This window comes from Azospirillum agricola, assembly GCF_017876095.1.
In the GTDB taxonomy this organism is placed as follows: Bacteria; Pseudomonadota; Alphaproteobacteria; order Azospirillales; family Azospirillaceae; genus Azospirillum; species Azospirillum agricola.
This window is the reverse complement of the sequence record NZ_JAGINM010000021.1, coordinates 102,247-122,245: the sequence shown is the minus strand read 5'-3', so window position 1 is coordinate 122,245 and position 19,999 is coordinate 102,247. Positions and strand designations below refer to the sequence as shown.

Genomic DNA, 19,999 nt, shown 5'->3' with positions numbered 1-19,999 from the left:
GGGTTCCCTCCGCAGTCATCAGGCGAGCAGCCGTCCGGCCTTCATCTCCAACACCCGGTCGGCGATGTGGCGGACCACGGCCAGATCGTGGGAAATGAACAGATAGGCGAGATTGAACTCCTCCTTCAACTCGGCCAGCAGGTTGAGGATTTGCGCCTGCACCGACACGTCGAGCGCCGAGACCGGCTCGTCGCACACCACCAGCGACGGCTTGAGCAGCAAGGCGCGCGCGATGCCGATGCGCTGGCGTTGGCCGCCGGAGAACTCGTTCGGGTAGCGCCGTGCGGAGTCGGCGGGCAGGCCGACGCGGTCGAGCATCGCCTTGACGCGGGCGGCGCGGTCAAGGCGCTCGCGGACGCCGTGGACGACCAGGGCGGCGTCGAGGCTGTCGTGGACGGTGTGGCGGGGGTTGAGCGAGCCGTAGGGGTCCTGGAACACCATCTGGAAGCGCCGCCGCCACGGTTTCAGCGCGCGGTCCGGCAGGCGGGCGAGGTCGGTGCCGTCCAGCAGGATCCGGCCGCCGCTCGCCGGGACGAGGCGCATGACCGTCTTCGCCAAGGTGGACTTGCCGCAGCCGGACGGACCGACCAGCCCCACCGTCTCGCCGGGGGCGATGTCGAAGGAGACGCCGTCGACGGCGTTGAACACGCCCTCGGCGGTCCGGTACTCGGCGCGCAGGTCGCGGACCGACAGCAGGGGGCCGGTTCGTGGCGGCGCGCGGCGCGGGCGGACCGGCGGCACCTCCAGCGCGAAGCTGGGCGTTCCGGCGGCGTCGCGGGCGATGCGGATCTCCGGCAGCCGGCGCTCGGTACAATGCGGCGTGTCCCCGGCGTGCAGCGACGCCGCCAGCAGGCAGCGGGTGTAGGGGTGATGCGGCCGTTCGAACAGCGCGGCGGTGCCGCCTTCCTCCAGCTTGACGCCGTCGTGCAGCACCAGCACGCGGTCGGCCCGGTCCTTGACCACGCCGAGGTCGTGGGTGACGAGCAGCAGCCCCATCGACAGGTCGCGCCGCAGGCCGTCGAGCAGGTCGAGAATCTGCTCCTGGGTGGCGACGTCGAGCGCCGTGGTCGGCTCGTCGGCGACCAGCAGGCGCGGCCGGCAGGCGACCGCCATCGCGATCATCACCCGCTGCCGCTGCCCGCCCGACAGCTGGTGCGGGTAGGAGTCGATGCGCCGGCCCGGCTCGGGGATGCGGACCCGATCCAGCAGGTCGAGGGTGCGGCTGCGGGCGGCGGCGGACGACAGCCTTTCGTGGAGGCGCAGCACCTCGCCGATCTGGGCGCCGACGCTGTGGACCGGGTTGAGCGAGGTCATCGGCTCCTGGAAGATCATCGAGACGTCGCGCCCGCGCCGCCGCCGCATCGCGTCGAGTGGCAGGCCCAGCAGATCCTCCCCCTCGAACAGGATGCGGCCGCCGACCGCGGCGCCGGGGGCGGTCAGCCGCAGCAGGGCGAGGGCGGCGGTGGATTTCCCGCTGCCCGACTCGCCGACCACCGCCAGGGTCTGGCCGCGCTCCAGATGGAAACTCAGGTCCTTCACCGCGTGGTGGGTGCCGCGCGGGCCGGTGAAGCGGACGTTCAGGTTCTCGACGGCGAGCAGCGGCTGGGCGGCGGTCATCGCAGGCCCCGCAGGCGCGGGTTGAAGCGGTCGTTGAGGGCGTCGCCGACCAGATTGAGCGCCAGCACGGTCAGCAGGATGGCGCCGCCGGGCAGGGCGGTGAGGAACCAGGCGGTGCGCAGCTGGTCGCGGCCGTCGCCGATCATGCTGCCCCAGGACACCATGTTGGGGTCGCCCATGCCGAGGAAGGACAGCGCGGATTCGATCAGGATCGCCGTCGCCACCAGCACCGAGGTGGTGACGATCACCGGCGGCAGCGCGTTGGGCAGGATCTCGCGGAGGATCAGCCGGGCGGGGCCGTAGCCGAGGCTGCGCGCCGCCAGGACGAATTCGGTCTCGCGCAGGGACCGGAACTCGGCCCGCACCAGCCGCGCGATCACCGGCCAGGAGGCCAGCCCGATCGCCGTGACGATGACCGTGACCGAGGGCTTGCCGATCGCCACCAGGACGATGACGAACAGGAAGGACGGCACGGTCTGGAACAGCTCCGTCACCCGCACCAGCGCGTCGTCGAGCGCGCCGCCGAAGAAGCCGCCGAGGCCGCCGACCGTCAGCCCGATGCCCAGGCTGAGGATGGCGGCGACCAGCCCGACGGTGAGCGACACCTTGGCACCGTGGACGAGGCCGGCGGCGACGTCGCGCCCCAGCGAATCGCTGCCCAGCGGGAAGGCCGGATCCTCGCCGGGCCACAGCAGGGGTGGGGCCACCATCGCCAGCGGGTCGTCGGGGTACCACCAGCCGGCGGTCAGCGCCGTGCCGGCCACCAGCGCCAGCACCGCGACGCCGAACAGCGCCTGTGGGCTGTGGCTGAGCAGGCGCCACAGGACGTGCCCCTGCGACTCGCTGCCGGGGAGAAAATCGGTGGTCGGCGACGCTTCCCGCCGCGGACGCAGCGGATGGATCAGGGCGCGCAGGAGGCGGGCGGGATCGGGCATGGCGGTGACTCGGCGGGGGACGCGGCGGGGCGTTCAGCGGACCTGGATGCGGGGATCGAGCCACGCGTGCAGCAGGTCGACCAGCAGGTTGGCGGCGATGACCAGGAGCGAGGACAGGAAGAGGATGCCGAGCAGCACATGGTAGTCGCGCGACAGCACGGATTCGAGGGCGAGACGGCCCAGCCCCGGCCAGCTGAAGACCACCTCGATCACCACCGAACCGCCCAGCAGCGTGCCGACCTGCATGCCGGCGACGGTGGTGACCGGGATCAGGGCGTTGCGCAGCACGTGCCGCACGGTGACGGCGAAGGGGCCGAGCCCCTTGGCCTCGGCGGTGCGCACGAAATCCTGCCCGCGCACCTCCAGCATCGCCGCGCGGGTCAGGCGGGAGAAGATGGCGACGAAGAAGCCGGCCATCGCCAGCGCCGGCAGCGCCAGATGGCGGGCGCGGTCGGCGGCCCAGGCCCAGCCGGCCAGCCCGGAATCGATGGTGGCGTTGCCGCCGGTGGGCAGCCAGCCGAGCTTGACCGCGAACAGCACGATGGCCATCAGCCCCAGCCAGAAGGAGGGCGTCGAGTAGAACAGCAGGGCGGCGACCGACAGGATGCGGTCCGGCCAGCGCCCGACGGTCACCGCCATCACGGCGCCGAACAGGATCCCGGCCAGCAGCGCCAGCCCCAGCGCCGTGCCCATCAGCAGCAGGGTGGCGCCCAGCCGTGAGGCGATCAGCGAGGTCACCGGCAGGTTGTGGCGCGGCGACACGCCCAGGTCGAGATGGGCGAGCGCGTTCAGATAGCCGAGGAGCTGGTTCAGCGCCGGCAGGTCGAGGCCGAAATGCGCGCGCAGCGCCGCCATGCCCTCCACCGTGGCGCTGCCGGATTCGGCGGCGATCACGTCGGCGGCGTCGCCGGGCAGAAGCTGGAGCAGGCAGAAGTTCAGGACGACGATCCCGATGACGGTGGGCACCGCCTGCCATGCGGTGCGGCGCAGGACGCCGCCCAGACGGGCGAGGTGGGGCATCGGCGGGTTGCTCCGGGACGGGGGAGGAGGAACGGCAGCGGCCGGCGGGGGGCGATGGCGCTCCCCCCGCCGGCCGATGGAAGGGCTTGCCCCTTTATGGTTCCAGGGACAGGTCGGCGAAGCTGCCGCGCAGCCCCTCGCCGGTCGGGGCGTAGTTCTGCACCGCCTTGGAGCGGATGGTGATGCTCGGGTTGGCGCCGAACTCCACGGACGGGACGTCGTCGTGGACGATCTGCTGGAACTCCAGGAACAGCGCCTTGCGCTTGGCCTCGTCGACCTCGACCGACGCCGCCTCCAGCAGGCGGTCGACCTCGGGGTTGGCGTAGTGGGCGGCGTTGGAGAAGGGCAAGCCGATCTTGAAGTTCTTCGACCAGAACACCCGCTGCACGCCGACCGTCGGGTCGAACACGTTGGCCAGCGCCTCCAGCGTGATGTCGAAGGCCCGCTCGGTGTAGGCCTTGGTGGTGTAGGTGGCGAAGTCGTAGCTCTCGATCACCGCGTCGACGCCGATGCGGGCCAGCGACTGCCGCACGAAGTCGGCGGCGCGGCGCTCCTGGAAGGGGTTGAAGAGCAGGCGCAGCTTGAACCGCGTGCCGTCGGCGCCGCGCTTCAGCCCGGCCGCGTCGAGCGCGGCCTCCGCCTGCTTGGTGTCGACCGGGAAATACTGGATGCCGGCGTTGTGGTACTTGGTGTTGGCCTTGCCGATGGCGGCCGGCGAGACGGTGCCGTAGCCGTACCACACCACCTTGTTCAGCGCGTTGACGTCGATCGCCTGGGAGATCGCCTTGCGCACCGCCTTGTTCTGCAGGATCGGGGTGTCGAGGTTGAAGATCAGCTGCTGGTGGTTGCTGACATAGGCCCAGTTCACCGAATCGACGCGGAGGTCCGGCAGCTCCGAGAAGCGCTTCACGTCGGACAGCGGGATCGCCTGTCCGCCGAGTTGCGCCGTGCCGGATTCCAGCGCCGCGGCGCGCGCAACCGCGTCGGGGATGAAGCGGACGATGACCTTGTCGAGATGGGGCTTGCCCTTGTCCCAGTAATCCGGGTTGCGCTCCAGCACGACGTGGCTGCCCTTGACGAACTCCTTGAAGACGAAGGGGCCGGTGCCGACGGGGGCGCTGTTGCGCGGGTTGGCGGCGACGTGGGTGCCCTCGTAGAGGTGCTTGGGCACGATCGGCGATTCGGCGCCGGCCAGCGCGGTCAGCAGGTAGGGGGCCGGCTTCGACAGCACGATGACGGCGGTGAGCGGATCGGGGGTCCGCACCTCGACGACGTTGGCGAAGGTGCTGCGGCCGCGCGGGTGCGACTGCTTGAGCGTCAGGATCGAGAAGGCGACGTCGGCGGACGTGAAGTCCTTGCCGTCGTGCCATTTCACGCCCGGCCGCAGGGAGAAGCGGTATTGCAGGCCGTCCTTCGCGACCTCCCACGCCGTCGCCAGCAGCGGCTTCGGGTTGAGGTCGGTGTCGTAGGTCAGCAGCCCCTCCACCACCTTCGGGCCGATCTCGGCGTTGCCACCGGCCGTGTTGGTCAGCGGAATCAGGGAGGCCGGTTCCGGCGTCACGATCCAGGTCAGGGTTCCGCCCTGCCGGGGGGCGGCGTGCGCGCCGGCCGCGCCGAGTCCGACGACCGCGGCGGCGATCAGTGGCCCCGCAAAATGCCGCTTCAGGTCATGCCACATGCTTGGGTCCATCAGGTTGCCGACGCATCGGCGCCGTGGGGGCGCTGCGTCGGGAAAAATCATGAGCCGTGGTGAGGGAACGGTTTAACGGCTGGGACTGTGCGTTTCGGGCGGTGAATATGTCAACTCAATAAGTAGATATTTATTTCTATATCAACATTTAAAATATGTTTTATCCGCTTCGGCCTTCACACCGGTGCTGGCGAAAGATTGGCACACATAGGGATTGACAAGCTGGATAATCTATAAAAATAATAGGATATAAACATATACAGCAAAATAAAAACGTTCAATATTCCTCGTCGGTGCGCCGCGTCGCGATCCCCGTGAGAAGCGTCCTTTGAGGGGCGGCCGAAGGTCGATCCCTCGGCGTCACAACCCACCATCGGAAGGAATCCCGACCATGCTGAAACACTGGCTCGCCAGAGCCCTGGCCGTGGCGTCGCTGCTGGCCGTGCCGCTGGCGCCCGCCGCCCTCCTGTCGTCGCTCGCATCGTCCGCCGCGGCGCAGACCGCCACGGCGCCGGCGGTGCCCGAGGTGGTCCGCCTCGGCTACGCCGGGGGGCCGCGCGTCTGGATGCTGGGCAAGGCCGACGGCTCCTACGAGAAGGCGTTCGGCACCAAGGTGCAGTGGGTGCCCTTCAACTCCGGCGCCGACGTGCTGACCCTGCTGGCCGCCAAGGAGCTGGACATCGTCCGCTTCGGCTCCAGCCCGGCGGTCGCCGGCATCATCCGCAAGCTGCCCATCGAGGTGATCGGCGTGTCGGGCGTCATCGCCACCAGCGAGCGGCTGATCGGCCGCGCGGCGGTCAAATCGGTCAAGGATCTGGAAGGCCGCACCGTCGGCTACCCCGCCAACTCCACGGCGCACTACGCGTTGCAGGCGGCCTTGAAGGTCAACAAGGTCGACGTCGCCAAGGTGAAGCAGGTGCCGCTGCGCCCGGCCGACATCGTCGCCGCCTGGAAGCGCGGCGACATCGACGCCGCCTATGTCTGGGGTCCCTTCACCCAGCAGCTGGAAGCCGACGGCGGCCACGAGGTGCTGGCCTCGCGCGATCTCCAGAAGGACGGCTACTACGTCTGGAACAACTTCGTCGCCCGCAAGGAGTTCCTCGAGAAGCACCCGCAGATCGCCGTGCAGCTTCTCCGCGTCTTCCAGAAGAATGTGGAGCAGTACAAGCGCGACCCGGAGGGCTCCGCGAAGATCGTCGCCGAGCATCTCAACGTCGACCTCGCCGCCGCGCGCAGCACGCTGGCCGGCATCGAGTATCCGGAGCTGGCGGAGCAGGCGACCCTGAAATGGCTGGGCGACGGCACCGACACGGCGGATTCGGTGATCGCCAAGGGCATGAAGGACACCGCGAACTTCCTGGCCGAGATCGGCGAGGTCCGCAAGGCCGACATTCCCGACAGCTTCGCCCCCTGGATCAACACCCGCTACCTGCGCGAGGCGCTGGCCCGGAAGGACGCGGCGGTCAAGCCATGAGCGAAGGCCTCGCAGGCGCCGCCGGGGACAGGGACGGGGCCGCCGCGACGCGGGCCGGCGCCGTCCGCTCCCGGCCCCTGGTGAGCGTCGCCGCCGTGCTGGCGGTGGTGGCGCTGTGGCAGGCGGCGGGGTCGCTGGGCTGGATCGGCCCGGCGCTGCTGCCGACCCCGGCCGAGGTGCTGCAGACCGGGCGCGAACTGGCGGAGACCGGCTACCGGCAGGTGCCGCTGTGGGAGCACATCCTGGTCAGCGTCGCCCGCGCCGGGGTCGCCTTCCTGGCGGCGGTGCTCACCGGGGTGCCGCTCGGGCTGGTGATGGGGGTGTCGCCGACGGTGGCGGCGCTGTTCGATCCCTTCGTGCAGTTCCTCCGCCCGCTGCCCAAGCTGGCGCTGATCCCGCTGGTCATCGTCTGGTTCGGCATCGGCGAATTCTCGAAATTCTTCCTGATCTACATCGCCACGGTGCTGAGCATCGTCGTCGGCGCCGCCGGCGCCGTCGCGGCGGTCGGGCAGGAGCGGCGGCGGGCGGCGGCGGTGCTCGGCGTCAGCCGCTACCAGATGTTCCGCCACGTCCTGCTGCCCAGCACCCTGCCGGAGCTGTTCACCAGCGTCCGGCTGGCGCTCGGCATCGGCTGGACCACGCTGATCGCGGCGGAGATGGTGGCGGCGACCTCCGGGCTCGGCTGGATGGTGGTGAACGCCGGGGCCTATCTGCGCACCGACGTCGTCATGCTCGGCATCGTGCTGCTGGGCCTTATCGGATACGGGCTCGACCGCGCGATCGTCGGGCTCCAGAAAGTGATGGTGCCATGGACGGGGCACGCTTGACCGCCGCCGAGGGGATTGCGGCCCCGGCCTCTCCGGCCCCGCCGAAGATCCATCTGCGCGACGCCAGCAAGCGCTTCGCCGGCCTGCGCGGCGGCACGCCGACGCTGGCGCTCGACCGCGTGTCGCTGGAGGTGGCGGAGGGCGAGCTGGTCTGCCTGCTCGGCCCCAGCGGCTGCGGCAAGTCGACGGTGCTCAACCTCGTCGCCGGCTTCGAGACGCCGAGTTCCGGCAGCGTCACGGTGGACGGCCGCCCGGTCGGCGCCCCCGGCCCGGAACGCGCCGTGGTGTTCCAGCAGCCGCAGCTCTTCCCCTGGTTGTCGGTGCTGGACAACATCACCTTCGGCCCGCGCATGGCCGGTGTTCCCGAACGGGTCTACCGGCCGGAGGCGGAGCGCTACGTCCGGCTGATCGGCCTGACCGGTTTCGAGCGGCACGCCCCTTATCACCTGTCCGGCGGGATGCGCCAGCGTGCCGCCCTGGCCCGTGCCTGGATCGGCAACCCGCGCGTCCTGCTGATGGACGAGCCTTTCGCCGCGCTCGATGCGCAGACCCGGCTGACCATGCAGGAGTTGCTGCTCGGTCTGCGGCGGCAGACCGGGACGACCATCCTGTTCGTCACCCACGACGTGGACGAGGCGCTGTTCCTCGCCGACCGCATCCTGGTCATGGGCAGCCGCCCCGGCCGGGTGACCGCTGAGATCCGCGTGCCGTCCAGCGATGCCCGCGACGTCGACGGCTTCCTCGACGACCCGGTGCTGATGGCGCTGCGGCGCGACGTCGTCCGGCTCGTCCGCGAGGAGGCGCGCAAGGCGCATGCCCACCAACCCAATTCCTGAGGATGTCCCCTCCATGCCCGCCGGCCCGTTCCGTCTCGACCTCTACCAGTTCCTCCAGAACCACGCCGCCGCCATCGTCGAGGATTCCGGGCGGCGCGCCGCCGACCTCGCCATCCCCGAGGATTGGGAGGGCCGCTTCGGCCTGTCGGCCAGCAACTCCAGCCATCCCGGCCCCCTGCGCCGCGCGGTGATCGACGCCATCGCGGCGGGCTCGCGCGATCTGGTGCCGCTGGTCCGCGTCGGCGACGCCATCCGCCGGGTCGTGAAGTCGGTCTACGGCGACGAGTACGACGCGGCGGTGGTCAACAGCGCCGAGGCCGGGCTGTGGGTCTCCTACGAAACCCTGATCGCCCCGTCGCTGGTCGGGCGCGGCGACCCGTCGCGGGTCAAGGCGGTGGTCCCCTACGAGCGCCACATCGAGCATCACGCCAGCTACGGCCGGCCGGTGCCGGGATTCTACAAGGATCTGTTCGCCGACCGCGGCGCCACCGCCGGGGAGCTGGGCCTGCTCGGCCGCCGGCAGGAGAACGTCGACGTCGCGCTGGTGAAGCTGCCGGGCGCCCGCTACGACGTCCACGGCATCAAGAGCTACCCGGCGCCGCTGCTGCTGGAGGTCGACGCCGAGGCGGCTGCGCTGGCGCTGGGCGCCGCGGCGGACCGCCACGCCGCCGAGTTGGGCGGCTTCGTCTCGCTGGCCTACGACACGCCGGGCTTCGGCTACGGGACCAGGTTCGCCGACGGCACCGCGGTGCTGCACCGGCGGATCGGCGAGCTGGCCGCGCGCTTCGGCGTGCCCTACATCGCCGACAACGCCTGGGGCGTGCCGTTCCTCGGCACCGACATCCGCCGCATCGGCGCCGACGTCATGCTGTTCAGCCTCGACAAGGTGGCCGGGGGGCCGAGCGCCGGACTGATCGTCGGGCGCGAGGGGCCGATGGTCAACATCCGCCGCGCGCTCGGCATCCATGGCGAGCGGTTCGGCACCGTGTCGTCGCACGGCAAGGGCTCGCACGTCGCGGTCGATCCCGGCAAGGAGGCGCTGCACGGCACGCTGGCGGCGCTGCGCACGCTGCGCGACGCCCCGGAGACGATCCTGGCGCCGATCGAGCAGACCCACGCCATCGTGCTGGACGAGTTCGAGCGGGCGCGCGGGCGGCTGTGGGACGGCATCGCCATCGCCGCCTCGGCCAACCTCGGCGGGGTGGAGATCAACTACCAGCGGACCTGGGCGCCGGCCAGCCGGGGCGACCGACCCTGGGGCATCCCGATCTTCACGCACGAGGACCGCATCGCCCGCAGCAACCTGTTCAACCAGGCGCTGGCGCGGGCCGGCGTGCTGCCTAACCTGTCCGACGATGCCAACATCCTGATCACCCCCGGCGCCGGCACGCTGGACGGGGAGGGGCGGCTGATCGAGGACCGCATGCGGCTGGCGGTGCGCGCCGTCTTCCACACCCTGATCCTGCTGCAGGACTGGACGGAGCGCGCGGCGCGGGAGACCGGACAGGACCGGGGATGAGGCCCGAGGGCCGGTGCTTCAAAGCCTCCGGCCTCGGATGATCGCCGCCTCCCCGTCGAGCGGCTCATCCTGGGGGAACCAGACCCAGCCAGTCCGACGGGGACCAACTCGGGAGCGCTTGGGTGGGCCAATTCCTCGCAACTCCCGCATCCTTCCATGGAGGCGATCTTTACGAGTAGAAGCCGGGCTCGGGCAGGACGCCGGTCAAGGTCCAGGCCCCCAATTCCTTCAGCTTGTAGTCCAGCGGATCGTGCAGCGAGTGGGTGCGGACGTTGCGCCAGAAGCGGTCGAAACCGAAACGCGACGCGGTGGCCCGCGCGCCGGTGACGTCGAACAGGCGGGTGGTCGCGTCGAGCGCGGCGCGGGTGCTGGCCGCCTTGAAGGTGGCGATGGCGACGGCGGCCTCGCCCCGCTCGGCGGGGGTCAGATCCCGCCCGCGCTCCCACGCCGCCTGGAGCCGGTCGAGCGCACGGTCGCCGAGCGCCTCGGCCCCGGCGATGGCGACGTGAAGTTCGCCGTAATGGCGCAGGATGTAAGGATCCTCGGCGGCGCTGGCCACGCCCGACGCGCGCCAGGGCCGGGATTCGCCCAGGGTGAAGCCGCGCGCCGCCGCCAGCGCCCCCTCGGCGATGCCCAGATAGATGCTGGCGAGGATCGACTGGGCGATGCAGGGCCGCAGGCTGGAAGCCGGATCGCCGAACGGCCCCGGCGGTCCCAGCACGTCGTCGGCGTCCACCGCCACATCGGTGAAGGTCACGGTGCCGCTGTCGGTCTGGCGCTGGCCCATGTTGTCCCAGTCGTCCAGCACGGCGACGCCCGCCCGCGCCGTCGGCAGGGCCAGCACCCGCAAGGTGCCGGAGGGATCGTCCGCCGACACCAGCAACAGGTCCGAATCGCTGGCTCCGGAACAGAAGCTCTTGGTGCCGTTCAGGATCCAGCCTCCGCTCGTGTGGGGGACCAAGGTGGTGCGGCGGTCCAGCGGGTTCAGCGCGTTGCCCCAGAACAGGGGGCCGCGCGCCGTCGCGCCCAGCAGCGCCTCGCGCTGCGCCGGGTTGCCGTAGAGCAGCACCGAGGCGACCATCAGGTGCTGGAAGGCGAAGAGATGGGCCAGCGAGGAATCGACCTGCGCCAGTTCCCGCACCGCGCCGAGGATCGCCGGCCAGCCTTCCCCGGCTCCGCCGTGACCGGTGGGAACGGCAAGGTCGAGCAGGCCGGAGCGGCGGATCGCGTCGCGTTCGGCCTTGGCGGTTCCACCGGCGCGGTCGCGCTCGACCGCCGTGGCCGCCAGGGTTTGCTTCAGATCGGCCAGGGCGGTGCGGTGGGCCGGATTGGAGAGCGGTGCGGGCATCACGCCGCCCCGCGCGCGGGCTGAAGCTCGCCGAAGGGGCTGACAAAGGCGACCTCCGGGGCGGGCTGGGCGGCCGGCGGCTGGGCGGACACCGGCAGCAGCGGGAACAGCAGGTCGGCGACCCGGTGCGCCTCCTCCAGATGCGGGTAGCCGGACAGCACGAAGGCGTCGATGCCGAGATCGCGATATTCCAGCAGCCGGTCGGCAACCTGCCGCGCGCTGCCGACCAGGGCGGTGCCGGCCCCGCCGCGGACCAGCCCGACCCCGGCCCACAGGTTGGGCGACACCACCAGATCGGGGCGCGAGGCCAGCTCCGTCATGCGGCGCTGCCCCTCGGATTCGAAGCGGCGGAAGGCGCTGTGCGCGGTCTCCACCGCCTGCCGGTCGACTTTGCTGATCAACCGGTCGGCGGCGGCCCAGGCCTCGGCCTCGGTCTCGCGGACGATGACGTTGACGCGCAGGCCGTAGGTCAGTGTGCGGCCATGGCGGGCGGCGCGGGCGCGGACGTCGGCGATCTTCTCGGCCACCGCGCCCGGCGGCTCGGCCCAGGTCAGGTAGGTGTCGAAATGCTCGGCCACCGTCGCGTGCCCGGCGGGCGACGAGCCGCCGAAGAACAGCGGCGGGTGCGGGCGCTGCACCGGGGGCAGGGGAACCTCGGCCCCGCGCACGGTGACGTGGTCACCGGCGGCGTCGATCCGCTCGCCGGAGAGGACGCGCTTCCACACCGAGAAGAACTCCGCCGCGTGGGCGTAGCGGGCGTCGTGGTCGAGGAAGACGCCGTCGCCGGCCAACTCGTCGGCGTCGCCGCCGGCGACCACGTTCAGGTAGAAGCGCCCGCCCGACAGCCGGTCCAGGCTGCTGGCGAGCCGGGCCGCGAAGGTCGGCGTCAGCGCCGAGGGGCGGGTCGCCACCAGGAAGCGCAGCCGCTCCGTCGCCTCGATCAGGGCGGCGGAGACGATGTAGGGCTCCTCGCAGGTCTTTCCGCAGGGCACCAGTACGCCGTGGTAGCCGCGCCGGTCGGCGGCCTGCGCGATCTGCTTGAGATAGGCCAGGGTGGCGGGGCGGCTCTCGTCCTGGCTGCCCAGATAGGGGCCGTCGCCGTAGACCGGCAGGAACCAGAAGATGTCCATGATCGGGGTGTTCCTGGAAAGGAGGGGGCCTGAAAAGTGGGGAAGGGCGTCAGAGGTCCAGCTTCAGGACGCGCTCGGCGTTGCCGGACAGCAGCCCGTCCAGCACCGCCTCGTCGAAGCCGAGCGCCAGGAAATCCTCGACCGTCTGCTTCATCGCCCGGAAGGGGAAGGAGGTGCCGAACAGAAGCTGGTCGCGCAGGAAGCCGTTGGCGGCCTCGACGTAGAGACGGCTGCCCGGCAGGAAGAGGTACATGTCCGGCACGAGGTGGACGTTGGGATGGCGGAAGGCGATGCCGACGATCTCGGCGACGTGCGGCCAGAAGCCGTGGTGGCAGACGATGGTCAGGTTGGGGAAGTCGCGCGCGATGCGCCCGACCGGGGCGGGGTCGTTGAAGGCCGGATCCGGCGTGGTCGGCCCCGACATCAGGAACACCGGCACGCCGAACTGGTCGCAGGCGTCGTAGACCGGCAGCAGCAGCGGGTCGTCGAAGGCGAGGGCCGGGGCGAGGAAGCCGGGCTCCAGGTTGATCCCCTTCAGCCCGAGCCGGCCGACCGCCCGCTCCACCTCGGCCAACGCCCCGGCGACGCCCTGGCGCTGGGGATCGACGGAGCCGACGCCGATCAGCTCCGGCCGTCCCGCGATCAGCGCCGCGACCTGATCGTTCGACGTGCTGACGCCGGGGGTGTCGCGGCCGATCACCGCCGCCGCCGTGATGCCGGCGTCATGGATCTCGGCGATGAAGCCGTCCAGCGTGTGGGAGCGGGTGAAGTGCTCGTCGTCCTTCGAGCCGACGCGCCGGTTCAGCCACTTCGCGCCCTCATAGGCCGGGGTGCCGGGCGTGGCGCCGTAGAAATCATGCAGGAAGGCGGGGCGGCTGCGCAGGTCGATGATCTTGCGGGACACGGGCGATGGTCTCCGGATGGGAATGCCGGGTCCGGGAAACGCAACATCGGTGCCAACCGATTTCCATGGATTTACAAAGGGTTGAGGGGACGCCTTCCGGCCGTGGCGCTGCCATGGCAACAGCGCCGGCAACAGCCTGCTGCATTGGCAGCGGAGCGGGCCGCCGCCGTGCTCATGCTCCCGTCCTCACGCCCGTCCTCAGGTTCCTGTCCACACCGCCTCGCGCACCGAGATGCTGGAGCGCAGCAGGCCCAGCGCGTGGAAGCTGTCGGCAACCCCCTGCTGCCGCCGGACCACCCGGTCGTCCAGCGGCTTGGCGCCGTAGGTCAGGCGGCTGAAGGCGAGTTCCAGGGCCGGGGCTTCGATGCCGAAGGCGGCGGTCATTGATCTTGCGGCCTCGGCGGCATGCAGGGCGGCGTATTCGCCCGCCTTGCCCAACTCGTCGAGCAGGATGGCGACGGCCTCCGGGTCGCGCTCGGCGAAGGACTGGCTGGTCAGGTAGAACTGGTGGTTGGGCACCAGCCCGTTGCCGTCGGCCAGCACCCGCGTGTCGCCGCGGATCTGCGCCGAGGAGAGCAGGGGATCCCAGATCGCCCAGGCGTCCACGCGGCCCTCCAGCAGGGCGTCCAGCGCGTCGGCCGGGCGGGTGTGGACGGGGCGGATGTCGTCGAGCGACAGGCCGTGGGCCTGCAGCGCGCGCAGCAGGAAGTAATGGACGTTCGATCCCGTGTGCAGGGCGACCGTCCGGCCGCGCAGGTCGCCGACGCCGCGCAGGGGGCTGTCGCGGCGGACCAGCAGCGCCTCGCCGCTGGGGGCGGCCGGATCGTGGCCGACATAGACCAGCGGCACCCCGGCGGCCTGGGCGAAGACGGGCGGCGCCTCGCCGGTGGCGACGAACTCCACCTGCAGGCTGCCGAGCGCGTCCATCAACTGAGGCCCCGACAGGAATTCGGTCCAGGTGACGCGGTAGCCATGGGCGGCCAGCCGCCGCTCCACCGCGCCCCGGCTCTTCAGGATGCTGGAGGTCCCGTATTTCTGGTAGCCGATGGAAAGCTCGGCCAGCCGGCGGGCCGATGGCGGGGCGCTCGGCGGGATCGGCGGCAGGCTCGGCGATGGGCGGCGGCGCGGCGGGATGGCGCCGAGATGGGCCAGCTGCGTGCGGAAGGCGTTGCGGCTCATCCCCAGGCTCTCGGCGGCCCGCAGCTGGTTGCCGTCGGCCAGATCGAAGGCGGCGCGGATGGCGCCGCGGACGATCCGCTCATGAATGTCGGCTTCTCCCTCGGCCACCGCGCGTCCGACCAGCGCCTTGACAGCGCTTTCCAGGTCCGGCGCCTCCGGCACGGCGTGGCGCGTGGGCCCCTGGCCGTGCAGGCGGAGGTCGTCGGCGCCGATGACCGGTCCGGGCGCCAGCAGCACCGCGTTGTGCAGGGTGTTCTCCAACTGCCGGATGTTGCCGGGCCAGGGGCAGAGCGCCAGCCGCCGCAGCGCGTCCGCGCCGAGCGTCAGGTCGGGACGGCCAAGCCGCTCCTTGTGGAGGTCGAGGAAATAACCGGCCAGTGGCGGGATGTCGGCCGGCCTCTCGCGCAGCGGCGCCAGCCGCACCGGGGCGACGTTGAGGCGGAAATACAGATCCTCGCGGAACCGCCTGGCCTGGACGGCGGCCTCCAGATCGACGTTGGTGGCGGCGACGACCCGCACATCCACCGGGATCGGCTTGCGGGAGCCGACGCGCACCACCTCGCGCTCCTGGAGGACGCGGAGCAGCTTGACCTGGAGCGCCAGCGGCAGGTCGCCGATCTCGTCGAGCAGCAGGGTGCCGCCGTGGGCCGCCTCGAACCAGCCCGGCTGGGTCTTCAGGGCGCCGGTGAAGGCGCCTTTCTCGAAACCGAACAGCTCGGCCTCGGCCAGGGTGTCGGTGAAGGCGCCGCAGTTGACCGCGACGAAGGGACCGGAATGCCGCAGGCTGTTGGCGTGGATGTAGCGCGAGACCAGTTCCTTCCCGGTCCCGGTTTCGCCGATCACCAGGATGGTGGCGTCGCAGGGCGCGATGCGGTCGAGGTCGTCGCGCAGCCGTTGCGACGCCGGATCCTGGACCACCATGGCGGTGGCGCGGATGGTGGTCTGGTGGCGGTTCCGCGCCTCCGGGTCGAAGGAGACGATGCGGCGCCGCTCGCGGTCGGACGCGCGGATGCCCGGCCCCCGGATCGCCGGCCCTTCATCGGGAAAGTCGGTCCTGCTCATGCCAACACCAGCGCAACGTTAAATCATCAAGTTTCACCAATGTATGTGCAGAGAAATTCGAAATATATCACCAATAAAATAGGTATTATCTGTGAATCGCGTTCCCGTCCGATCGGCCGTCTGCTGCATAGGCAGCACCGCCTCCCCGCTGCCTGCTGCGTTTGCAGCGTTGCGCGGCGCGTTCGTGGACAATGTTCTTCAGAAAAATCAACCACCTGATCGAATGGCACATGGATTGCCTATCAAAAGAAAAGGCAATGCAGCCTGACCGCGCGGACTCCGGTTCCCGCCTGACGCCGATCCATCAGACGACAATCCACAGGGAGGTCCCACGTGCCGCTTTCCATCACCCGCCGCGCCGCTCTCGCCCTTCTGGCCCTGAGCGCCGCCACGGTCGCCGCCCTGCCGGGTGCGGCGCGGGCCGCCGGGACGATCAGCGAAATCCGCCTCGACTACGCCTATTACAACCCGGTCAGCCTCGTCCTGAAGGAGAAGGGCTATCTGGAGGAGGAGCTGAAGAAGGACGGCATCGGCGTCCGCTGGGTGCTCAGCCTCGGGTCGAACAAGGCGCTGGAGTTCCTGAACGCGGGCAGCCTCGATTTCGGCTCCACCGCCGGCTCGGCGGCGCTGATCGCGCGCATCAACGGCAACCCGATCAAGTCGGTCTACGTCTATTCCAAGCCGGAATGGACCGCGCTGGTGGCGGGTCCGAACAGCGCCATCGCCTCGGTCGCCGACCTGAAGGGCAAGCGCGTGGCGGTGACGCGCGGCACCGACCCGCACATCTTCCTGGTCCGCGCCCTGGCCGAGAGCAAGCTGACCGACAAGGACGTGAAGCTGGTCCTGCTCCAGCACCAGGACGGGCGTCTGGCCCTGGAGAAGGGCGATGTGGACGCCTGGGCCGGGCTGGATCCGCTGATGGCGCAGGCCGAGCTGGACAACGGCGCCAGGCTGTTCCACCGCAACGCCGGCGCCAACACCTGGGGCGTGCTGAACGTCCGCGAGTCCTTCGCCAAGGAGCAGCCGGAGCTGGTCGGCCGCGTGCTGCGCGCCTACGAGAAGGCCCGCGCCCACGCGCTCGCCAACCCGGCGGAGCTGAAGGCGACCATCGCCGCCGCCGCCAAGCTGTCGGAACCGGTCGCCGCCCGCCAGCTGGAGCGCACCGACCTCGGCCACGCCGCCATCGGCGAGGCCCAGGCGGCGACGCTGCTGGAGGCCGGTCTGGCGCTTCAGCAGGTCGGCTTCCTGGCCGCCGACGTCGATGTGAAGGGGCAGGTCGCGGCGCTGATCGATCCGTCCTACACCAAGGGGCTGGCGCCGTAAGGGATGACCGCCGTGACCGTGTCCGAACCGGCCGCCCCGGTGCCGCCCGTCGCTTCCGCCGGAGCGGCGGAGCGGGGCCGCCTGCCCTGGAAGGATTGGCTGATCGGCCTCGTCCTGCCGCTGGCCCTCGCGCTGGGCTGGGAGTTGGCGGTGGCGAGGGGCTGGGGCAACGGGCGGCTGCTGCCGCCGCCCAGCCGAATCCTGGCCACGCTGTGGGGGCTGTGGCGGTCGGGCGACCTGATCGTCCATGTGCTGGCGACGCTCGGCCGGGTGGCGGCGGGGTTCTTCTTCGGCGTGCTGGCGGGAACCCTGCTGGGGGCCTTGACCGGCTATCTGACCGGCGCGCGGCGGCTGCTCGACCCGACGCTCCAGGCGTTGCGCGCCATCCCGTCCATCGCCTGGGTGCCGCTGTTCATCCTGTGGTTCGGCATCTTCGAGACCTCGAAGGTGATCCTGATCGCGGTCGGCGTGTTCTTCCCCATCTACCTCGCTTTGTCCGGCGCGATCCTGGGGGTGGACCGCAAGCTGGTCGAGGTCGGGCGCGTCTTCCGCCTGTCGGGCTGGGAGCTGGTATGGCGGATCCTGCTGCCGGCGACCCTGCCCGCCTATGTGCTGGCGCTGCGGGCCGGGCTGGGGCTGGGCTGGATGTTCGTCGTCGCCGCGGAGTTCATGGGGGCCAGCGAGGGGCTGGGCTTCCTGCTGGTCGACGGCCAGATGACCGGCCAGCCGCAGTCGATCCTCGCCTCCATCCTCGCCTTCGCGGTGCTGGGCAAGCTGACCGACGGGCTGCTCGCCGCCCTGTCCCGCCCGCTGCTGCGCTGGCAGGATTCCTTCAAGCCGGAGGGTTGAGCCGATGCTGCTCGTCGATTCCCTGTCCAAGCGCTACCCCAACGGCCATCTGGCGCTCGACCGCATCGGGCTGGAGGTGGCGCCCGGCGAGATCCTCGGCGTGGTCGGCGGGTCGGGCTGCGGCAAGAGCACGCTGCTGCGCCTCCTCAGCGGGCTGGAGGTCCCGACCTCCGGCACCGTCACCCTGAACGGCCAGCCGGTGCGGGGGCCGCGCGGAGAGATCGGCGTCGTCTTCCAGGAGCCGCGCCTGATGCCCTGGCTGTCGATCCGCGACAACGTCGGGTTCGGCATCCGCCACCTGCCCAAGGCCGAACGCCGGTCGCGCACCGACGAGGCGCTGACCCGCGTCGGGCTGATCGACTTCGCCGGTGCCTGGCCGCGCGAGCTGTCCGGTGGCATGGCGCAGCGGGCGGCGCTGGCCCGCGCGCTGGTCGGGCGGCCCTCCGTGCTGCTGCTCGACGAACCCTTCTCGGCGCTCGACGCGCTGACGCGCTGCGACCTTCAGGACCATCTGCTGGATCTCTGGGCCTACGACCGGCCGACCCTGGTGCTGGTGACCCACGATATCGAGGAGGCGTTGGTCCTGTCCGACCGGGTCGTGGTGATGCAGCCCCGGCCGGGTCGCATCCTGACGGTGGCCACCCCGCCGCTGCCGCGCCCGCGCGACCGCAGCGACCCTCTGTTCGAGGAGTGGAAACGCCGGCTGCTGGGTGAACTCGGCCGCGCCTCCCGTCACCGTACCGACGGCGACGAGGCCTTCCCGGCGGCGGCGATCTGACGGCTCCTCCGTCGCGCGGAGCGGGGGTGGATTGCGTTGGGTGTAAAATCAACGATTGGAAAAGTGGTACGCTTATATAAATCCATATTTACAGTAGGAAATTAGAATGGTTATGATCAAACCGCAGTGTGGTTGATCGGGGAGTTGCGGGCGTGCCGTTCCGTCCGTTGCACAACGGCGCCGACAACGGCTTGTCTTCTTGTACCTAGACGCCGCCCGTCCGCGGGTCCACGCCCCGCGAAGGGGCGGCGGTGCCATTCTTGTCAATCGCTGTCATTCGTTTCTTTGGGAGGCGGGCATGATCGGACCGGTCCTTTCGCGACGCTCCGCAGTTTTCAACGCTCTGGCCGGCGGCTTGCTGCTTGCCGGTGCCGTCCTGGCCGGCAGCCCGGCCGCCGCGGCGAACGCAACGGGCGAGCCGCTGTGGTTCGGCGTCAGCGGCCCGCTGACCGGTCCCGGCGCCCAGTATGGCGCGCAATGGAAGAAAGGCTTCGACCTTGCGCTCGACGAGATCAACGCCGCCGGCGGGGTGAAGGGCCGGCCGCTGCGTTACGTCTTCGAGGACAGCCAGAACGACCCGCGCCAGTCCATCGCCATCGCCCAGAAATTCGTCGCCGATCCGAAAATTCTCATCGAACTCGGCGACTTCTCCAGCCCGGCCTCGATGGCCGCCTCGCCGATCTACCAACGGGCCGGGCTGGTGCAGTTCGGCTTCACCAACTCGCACCCCGACTTCACGAGGACCGGCGACTTCGTGTGGAGCAACTCGATCAGCCAGGCCGAGGAGCAGCCGAACGTCGCCGATTACGCCGTGAACTCCCTGAAGCTGAAACGGCTGGCCGTGCTGCACCTCAACACCGACTGGGGCCGCACCAGCAAGGATCTGTTCGTCAAGGCGGCGACGGAGCGCGGGGCGGAGGTGGTGGCCACCGAAGGCTACCTGCCCGAGGAGAAGGACTTCCGCTCCACCTTGGTGCGGGTGCGCGAGGCCAACCCGGACGGCATCGTGCTGATCTCCTACTACGCCGACGGGGCGGCCATCGCCCGGCAGCTGAAGCCGGTCGGGCTGACCCAGCCGGTGGTCGCCGTCGGCTCCGTCTATTCGCCGAAGTTCCTGGAGCTGGGCGGCGAGGCGGTGGAGGGTGTCCACACCCGCGCCAACTTCTTCCCCGCCGAACCCCGGCCGGAGGTGCAGCGCTTCGTCGCCGCCTACCGCGCCAAGCACAACGAGGAGCCGGACGCCTTCTCCGCCTACGCCTACGACGCGGCGCTGGTGGCGCACCGGGTGATCGAGGCCGGCGGGACCGACCGCACCGCCATCCGCGACGCCTTCCCGCGCGTGAAGGACATCCCCAGCGTCATCTTCGGCAGCGCCAGCTTCGACCCCGCGACCCGCCGGGTGTCCGGCGTGCGCAACGTCAAGCTGGTGGTCAAGGACGGCGCCTTCGCCCTGTGGGACGGCGGCGTCCCCGCTCCCGCCCACTGATCCGGCCCGTCCGCATCCGCTC

General features: G+C 70.7%; 16 protein-coding genes. 8 read left to right on the top strand and 8 right to left on the bottom strand.

The annotated features are described in order from the left end of the window. Positions 1 to 18: 18 nt before the first annotated feature. From J2847_RS26210 to J2847_RS26195, 4 genes are all read right to left on the bottom strand, one after another. Positions 19 to 1,617, bottom strand: coding sequence for an ABC transporter ATP-binding protein (locus J2847_RS26210; RefSeq protein WP_209781729.1), 1,599 nt, complete (start codon positions 1,615 to 1,617; stop codon positions 19 to 21). Then, the gene (locus J2847_RS26205) at positions 1,614 to 2,552 is read right to left on the bottom strand and encodes an ABC transporter permease (protein ID WP_209781728.1); all 939 of its coding nucleotides are present in this window, start codon (positions 2,550 to 2,552) and stop codon (positions 1,614 to 1,616) included. Before J2847_RS26205 ends, J2847_RS26210 begins: the two co-directional genes overlap by 4 nt. Before the next feature lie 33 nt (positions 2,553 to 2,585). Continuing rightward, the gene (locus tag J2847_RS26200; RefSeq protein ID WP_209781727.1) at positions 2,586 to 3,572 is read right to left on the bottom strand and encodes an ABC transporter permease; all 987 of its coding nucleotides are present in this window, start codon (positions 3,570 to 3,572) and stop codon (positions 2,586 to 2,588) included. 94 nt (positions 3,573 to 3,666) lie between these two features. Beyond that, entirely contained in the window at positions 3,667 to 5,250 is a 1,584-nt protein-coding gene (locus J2847_RS26195; RefSeq protein ID WP_209781726.1) for an ABC transporter substrate-binding protein, read from the bottom strand. A 403-nt stretch (positions 5,251 to 5,653) separates the two neighbouring features. On the opposite strand from J2847_RS26195, the gene J2847_RS26190 reads away from it, so the two are divergent. Genes J2847_RS26190 through J2847_RS26175 form a run of 4 tightly spaced genes read left to right on the top strand, consistent with a single transcriptional unit; the run spans position 5,654 to position 9,918 of the window. Further along, the gene (locus J2847_RS26190; RefSeq protein ID WP_209781725.1) at positions 5,654 to 6,736 is read left to right on the top strand and encodes a taurine ABC transporter substrate-binding protein; all 1,083 of its coding nucleotides are present in this window, start codon (positions 5,654 to 5,656) and stop codon (positions 6,734 to 6,736) included. Then, the gene (locus J2847_RS26185; protein WP_209781724.1) at positions 6,733 to 7,563 is read left to right on the top strand and encodes an ABC transporter permease; all 831 of its coding nucleotides are present in this window, start codon (positions 6,733 to 6,735) and stop codon (positions 7,561 to 7,563) included. The genes J2847_RS26190 and J2847_RS26185 overlap by 4 nt, the downstream gene beginning before the upstream one ends. Continuing rightward, positions 7,545 to 8,399: an ABC transporter ATP-binding protein gene (locus tag J2847_RS26180; protein ID WP_209781723.1), complete on the top strand. Its 855-nt coding sequence runs from the start codon at positions 7,545 to 7,547 to the stop codon at positions 8,397 to 8,399. Before J2847_RS26185 ends, J2847_RS26180 begins: the two co-directional genes overlap by 19 nt. A 13-nt stretch (positions 8,400 to 8,412) precedes the next feature. After that, the gene (locus tag J2847_RS26175) at positions 8,413 to 9,918 is read left to right on the top strand and encodes a PLP-dependent aminotransferase family protein (RefSeq protein ID WP_209781722.1); all 1,506 of its coding nucleotides are present in this window, start codon (positions 8,413 to 8,415) and stop codon (positions 9,916 to 9,918) included. A gap of 169 nt (positions 9,919 to 10,087) precedes the next feature. Here the strand turns inward: J2847_RS26175 and J2847_RS26170 are convergent, their stop codons facing one another. From J2847_RS26170 to J2847_RS26155, 4 genes are all read right to left on the bottom strand, one after another. Then, entirely contained in the window at positions 10,088 to 11,266 is a 1,179-nt protein-coding gene (locus J2847_RS26170) for an acyl-CoA dehydrogenase family protein (protein ID WP_211114856.1), read from the bottom strand. Further along, positions 11,266 to 12,396 (bottom strand): FMNH2-dependent alkanesulfonate monooxygenase, encoded by a 1,131-nt coding sequence (gene ssuD, locus J2847_RS26165; protein ID WP_209781720.1) that lies wholly within the window; start codon positions 12,394 to 12,396, stop codon positions 11,266 to 11,268. The genes J2847_RS26170 and ssuD overlap by 1 nt, the downstream gene beginning before the upstream one ends. Before the next feature lie 49 nt (positions 12,397 to 12,445). Continuing rightward, positions 12,446 to 13,300 carry an amidohydrolase family protein gene (locus J2847_RS26160; protein ID WP_209781719.1) on the bottom strand — a complete coding sequence of 285 codons (855 nt, stop codon included), beginning with the start codon at positions 13,298 to 13,300 and terminating at the stop codon, positions 12,446 to 12,448. A gap of 198 nt (positions 13,301 to 13,498) precedes the next feature. Further along, on the bottom strand, positions 13,499 to 15,541 hold the full coding sequence (locus tag J2847_RS26155) for a sigma-54-dependent Fis family transcriptional regulator (protein WP_233474793.1): 2,043 nt from the start codon (positions 15,539 to 15,541) through the stop codon (positions 13,499 to 13,501). A gap of 333 nt (positions 15,542 to 15,874) precedes the next feature. Between J2847_RS26155 and J2847_RS26150 the strand changes: the two genes are divergently transcribed. The 4 genes from J2847_RS26150 (at position 15,875) to J2847_RS26135 (ending at position 19,977) form a co-directional block, all read left to right on the top strand. Next, positions 15,875 to 16,864: an aliphatic sulfonate ABC transporter substrate-binding protein gene (locus J2847_RS26150; RefSeq protein ID WP_209781718.1), complete on the top strand. Its 990-nt coding sequence runs from the start codon at positions 15,875 to 15,877 to the stop codon at positions 16,862 to 16,864. 3 nt (positions 16,865 to 16,867) lie between these two features. Beyond that, the gene (locus J2847_RS26145) at positions 16,868 to 17,713 is read left to right on the top strand and encodes an ABC transporter permease (protein WP_209781717.1); all 846 of its coding nucleotides are present in this window, start codon (positions 16,868 to 16,870) and stop codon (positions 17,711 to 17,713) included. Between the two features lie 4 nt (positions 17,714 to 17,717). Next, entirely contained in the window at positions 17,718 to 18,491 is a 774-nt protein-coding gene (locus J2847_RS26140; protein ID WP_209781716.1) for an ABC transporter ATP-binding protein, read from the top strand. Positions 18,492 to 18,789: 298 nt separating this feature from the next. Beyond that, the gene (locus J2847_RS26135) at positions 18,790 to 19,977 is read left to right on the top strand and encodes an ABC transporter substrate-binding protein (protein WP_209781715.1); all 1,188 of its coding nucleotides are present in this window, start codon (positions 18,790 to 18,792) and stop codon (positions 19,975 to 19,977) included. Positions 19,978 to 19,999: the final 22 nt, after the last annotated feature.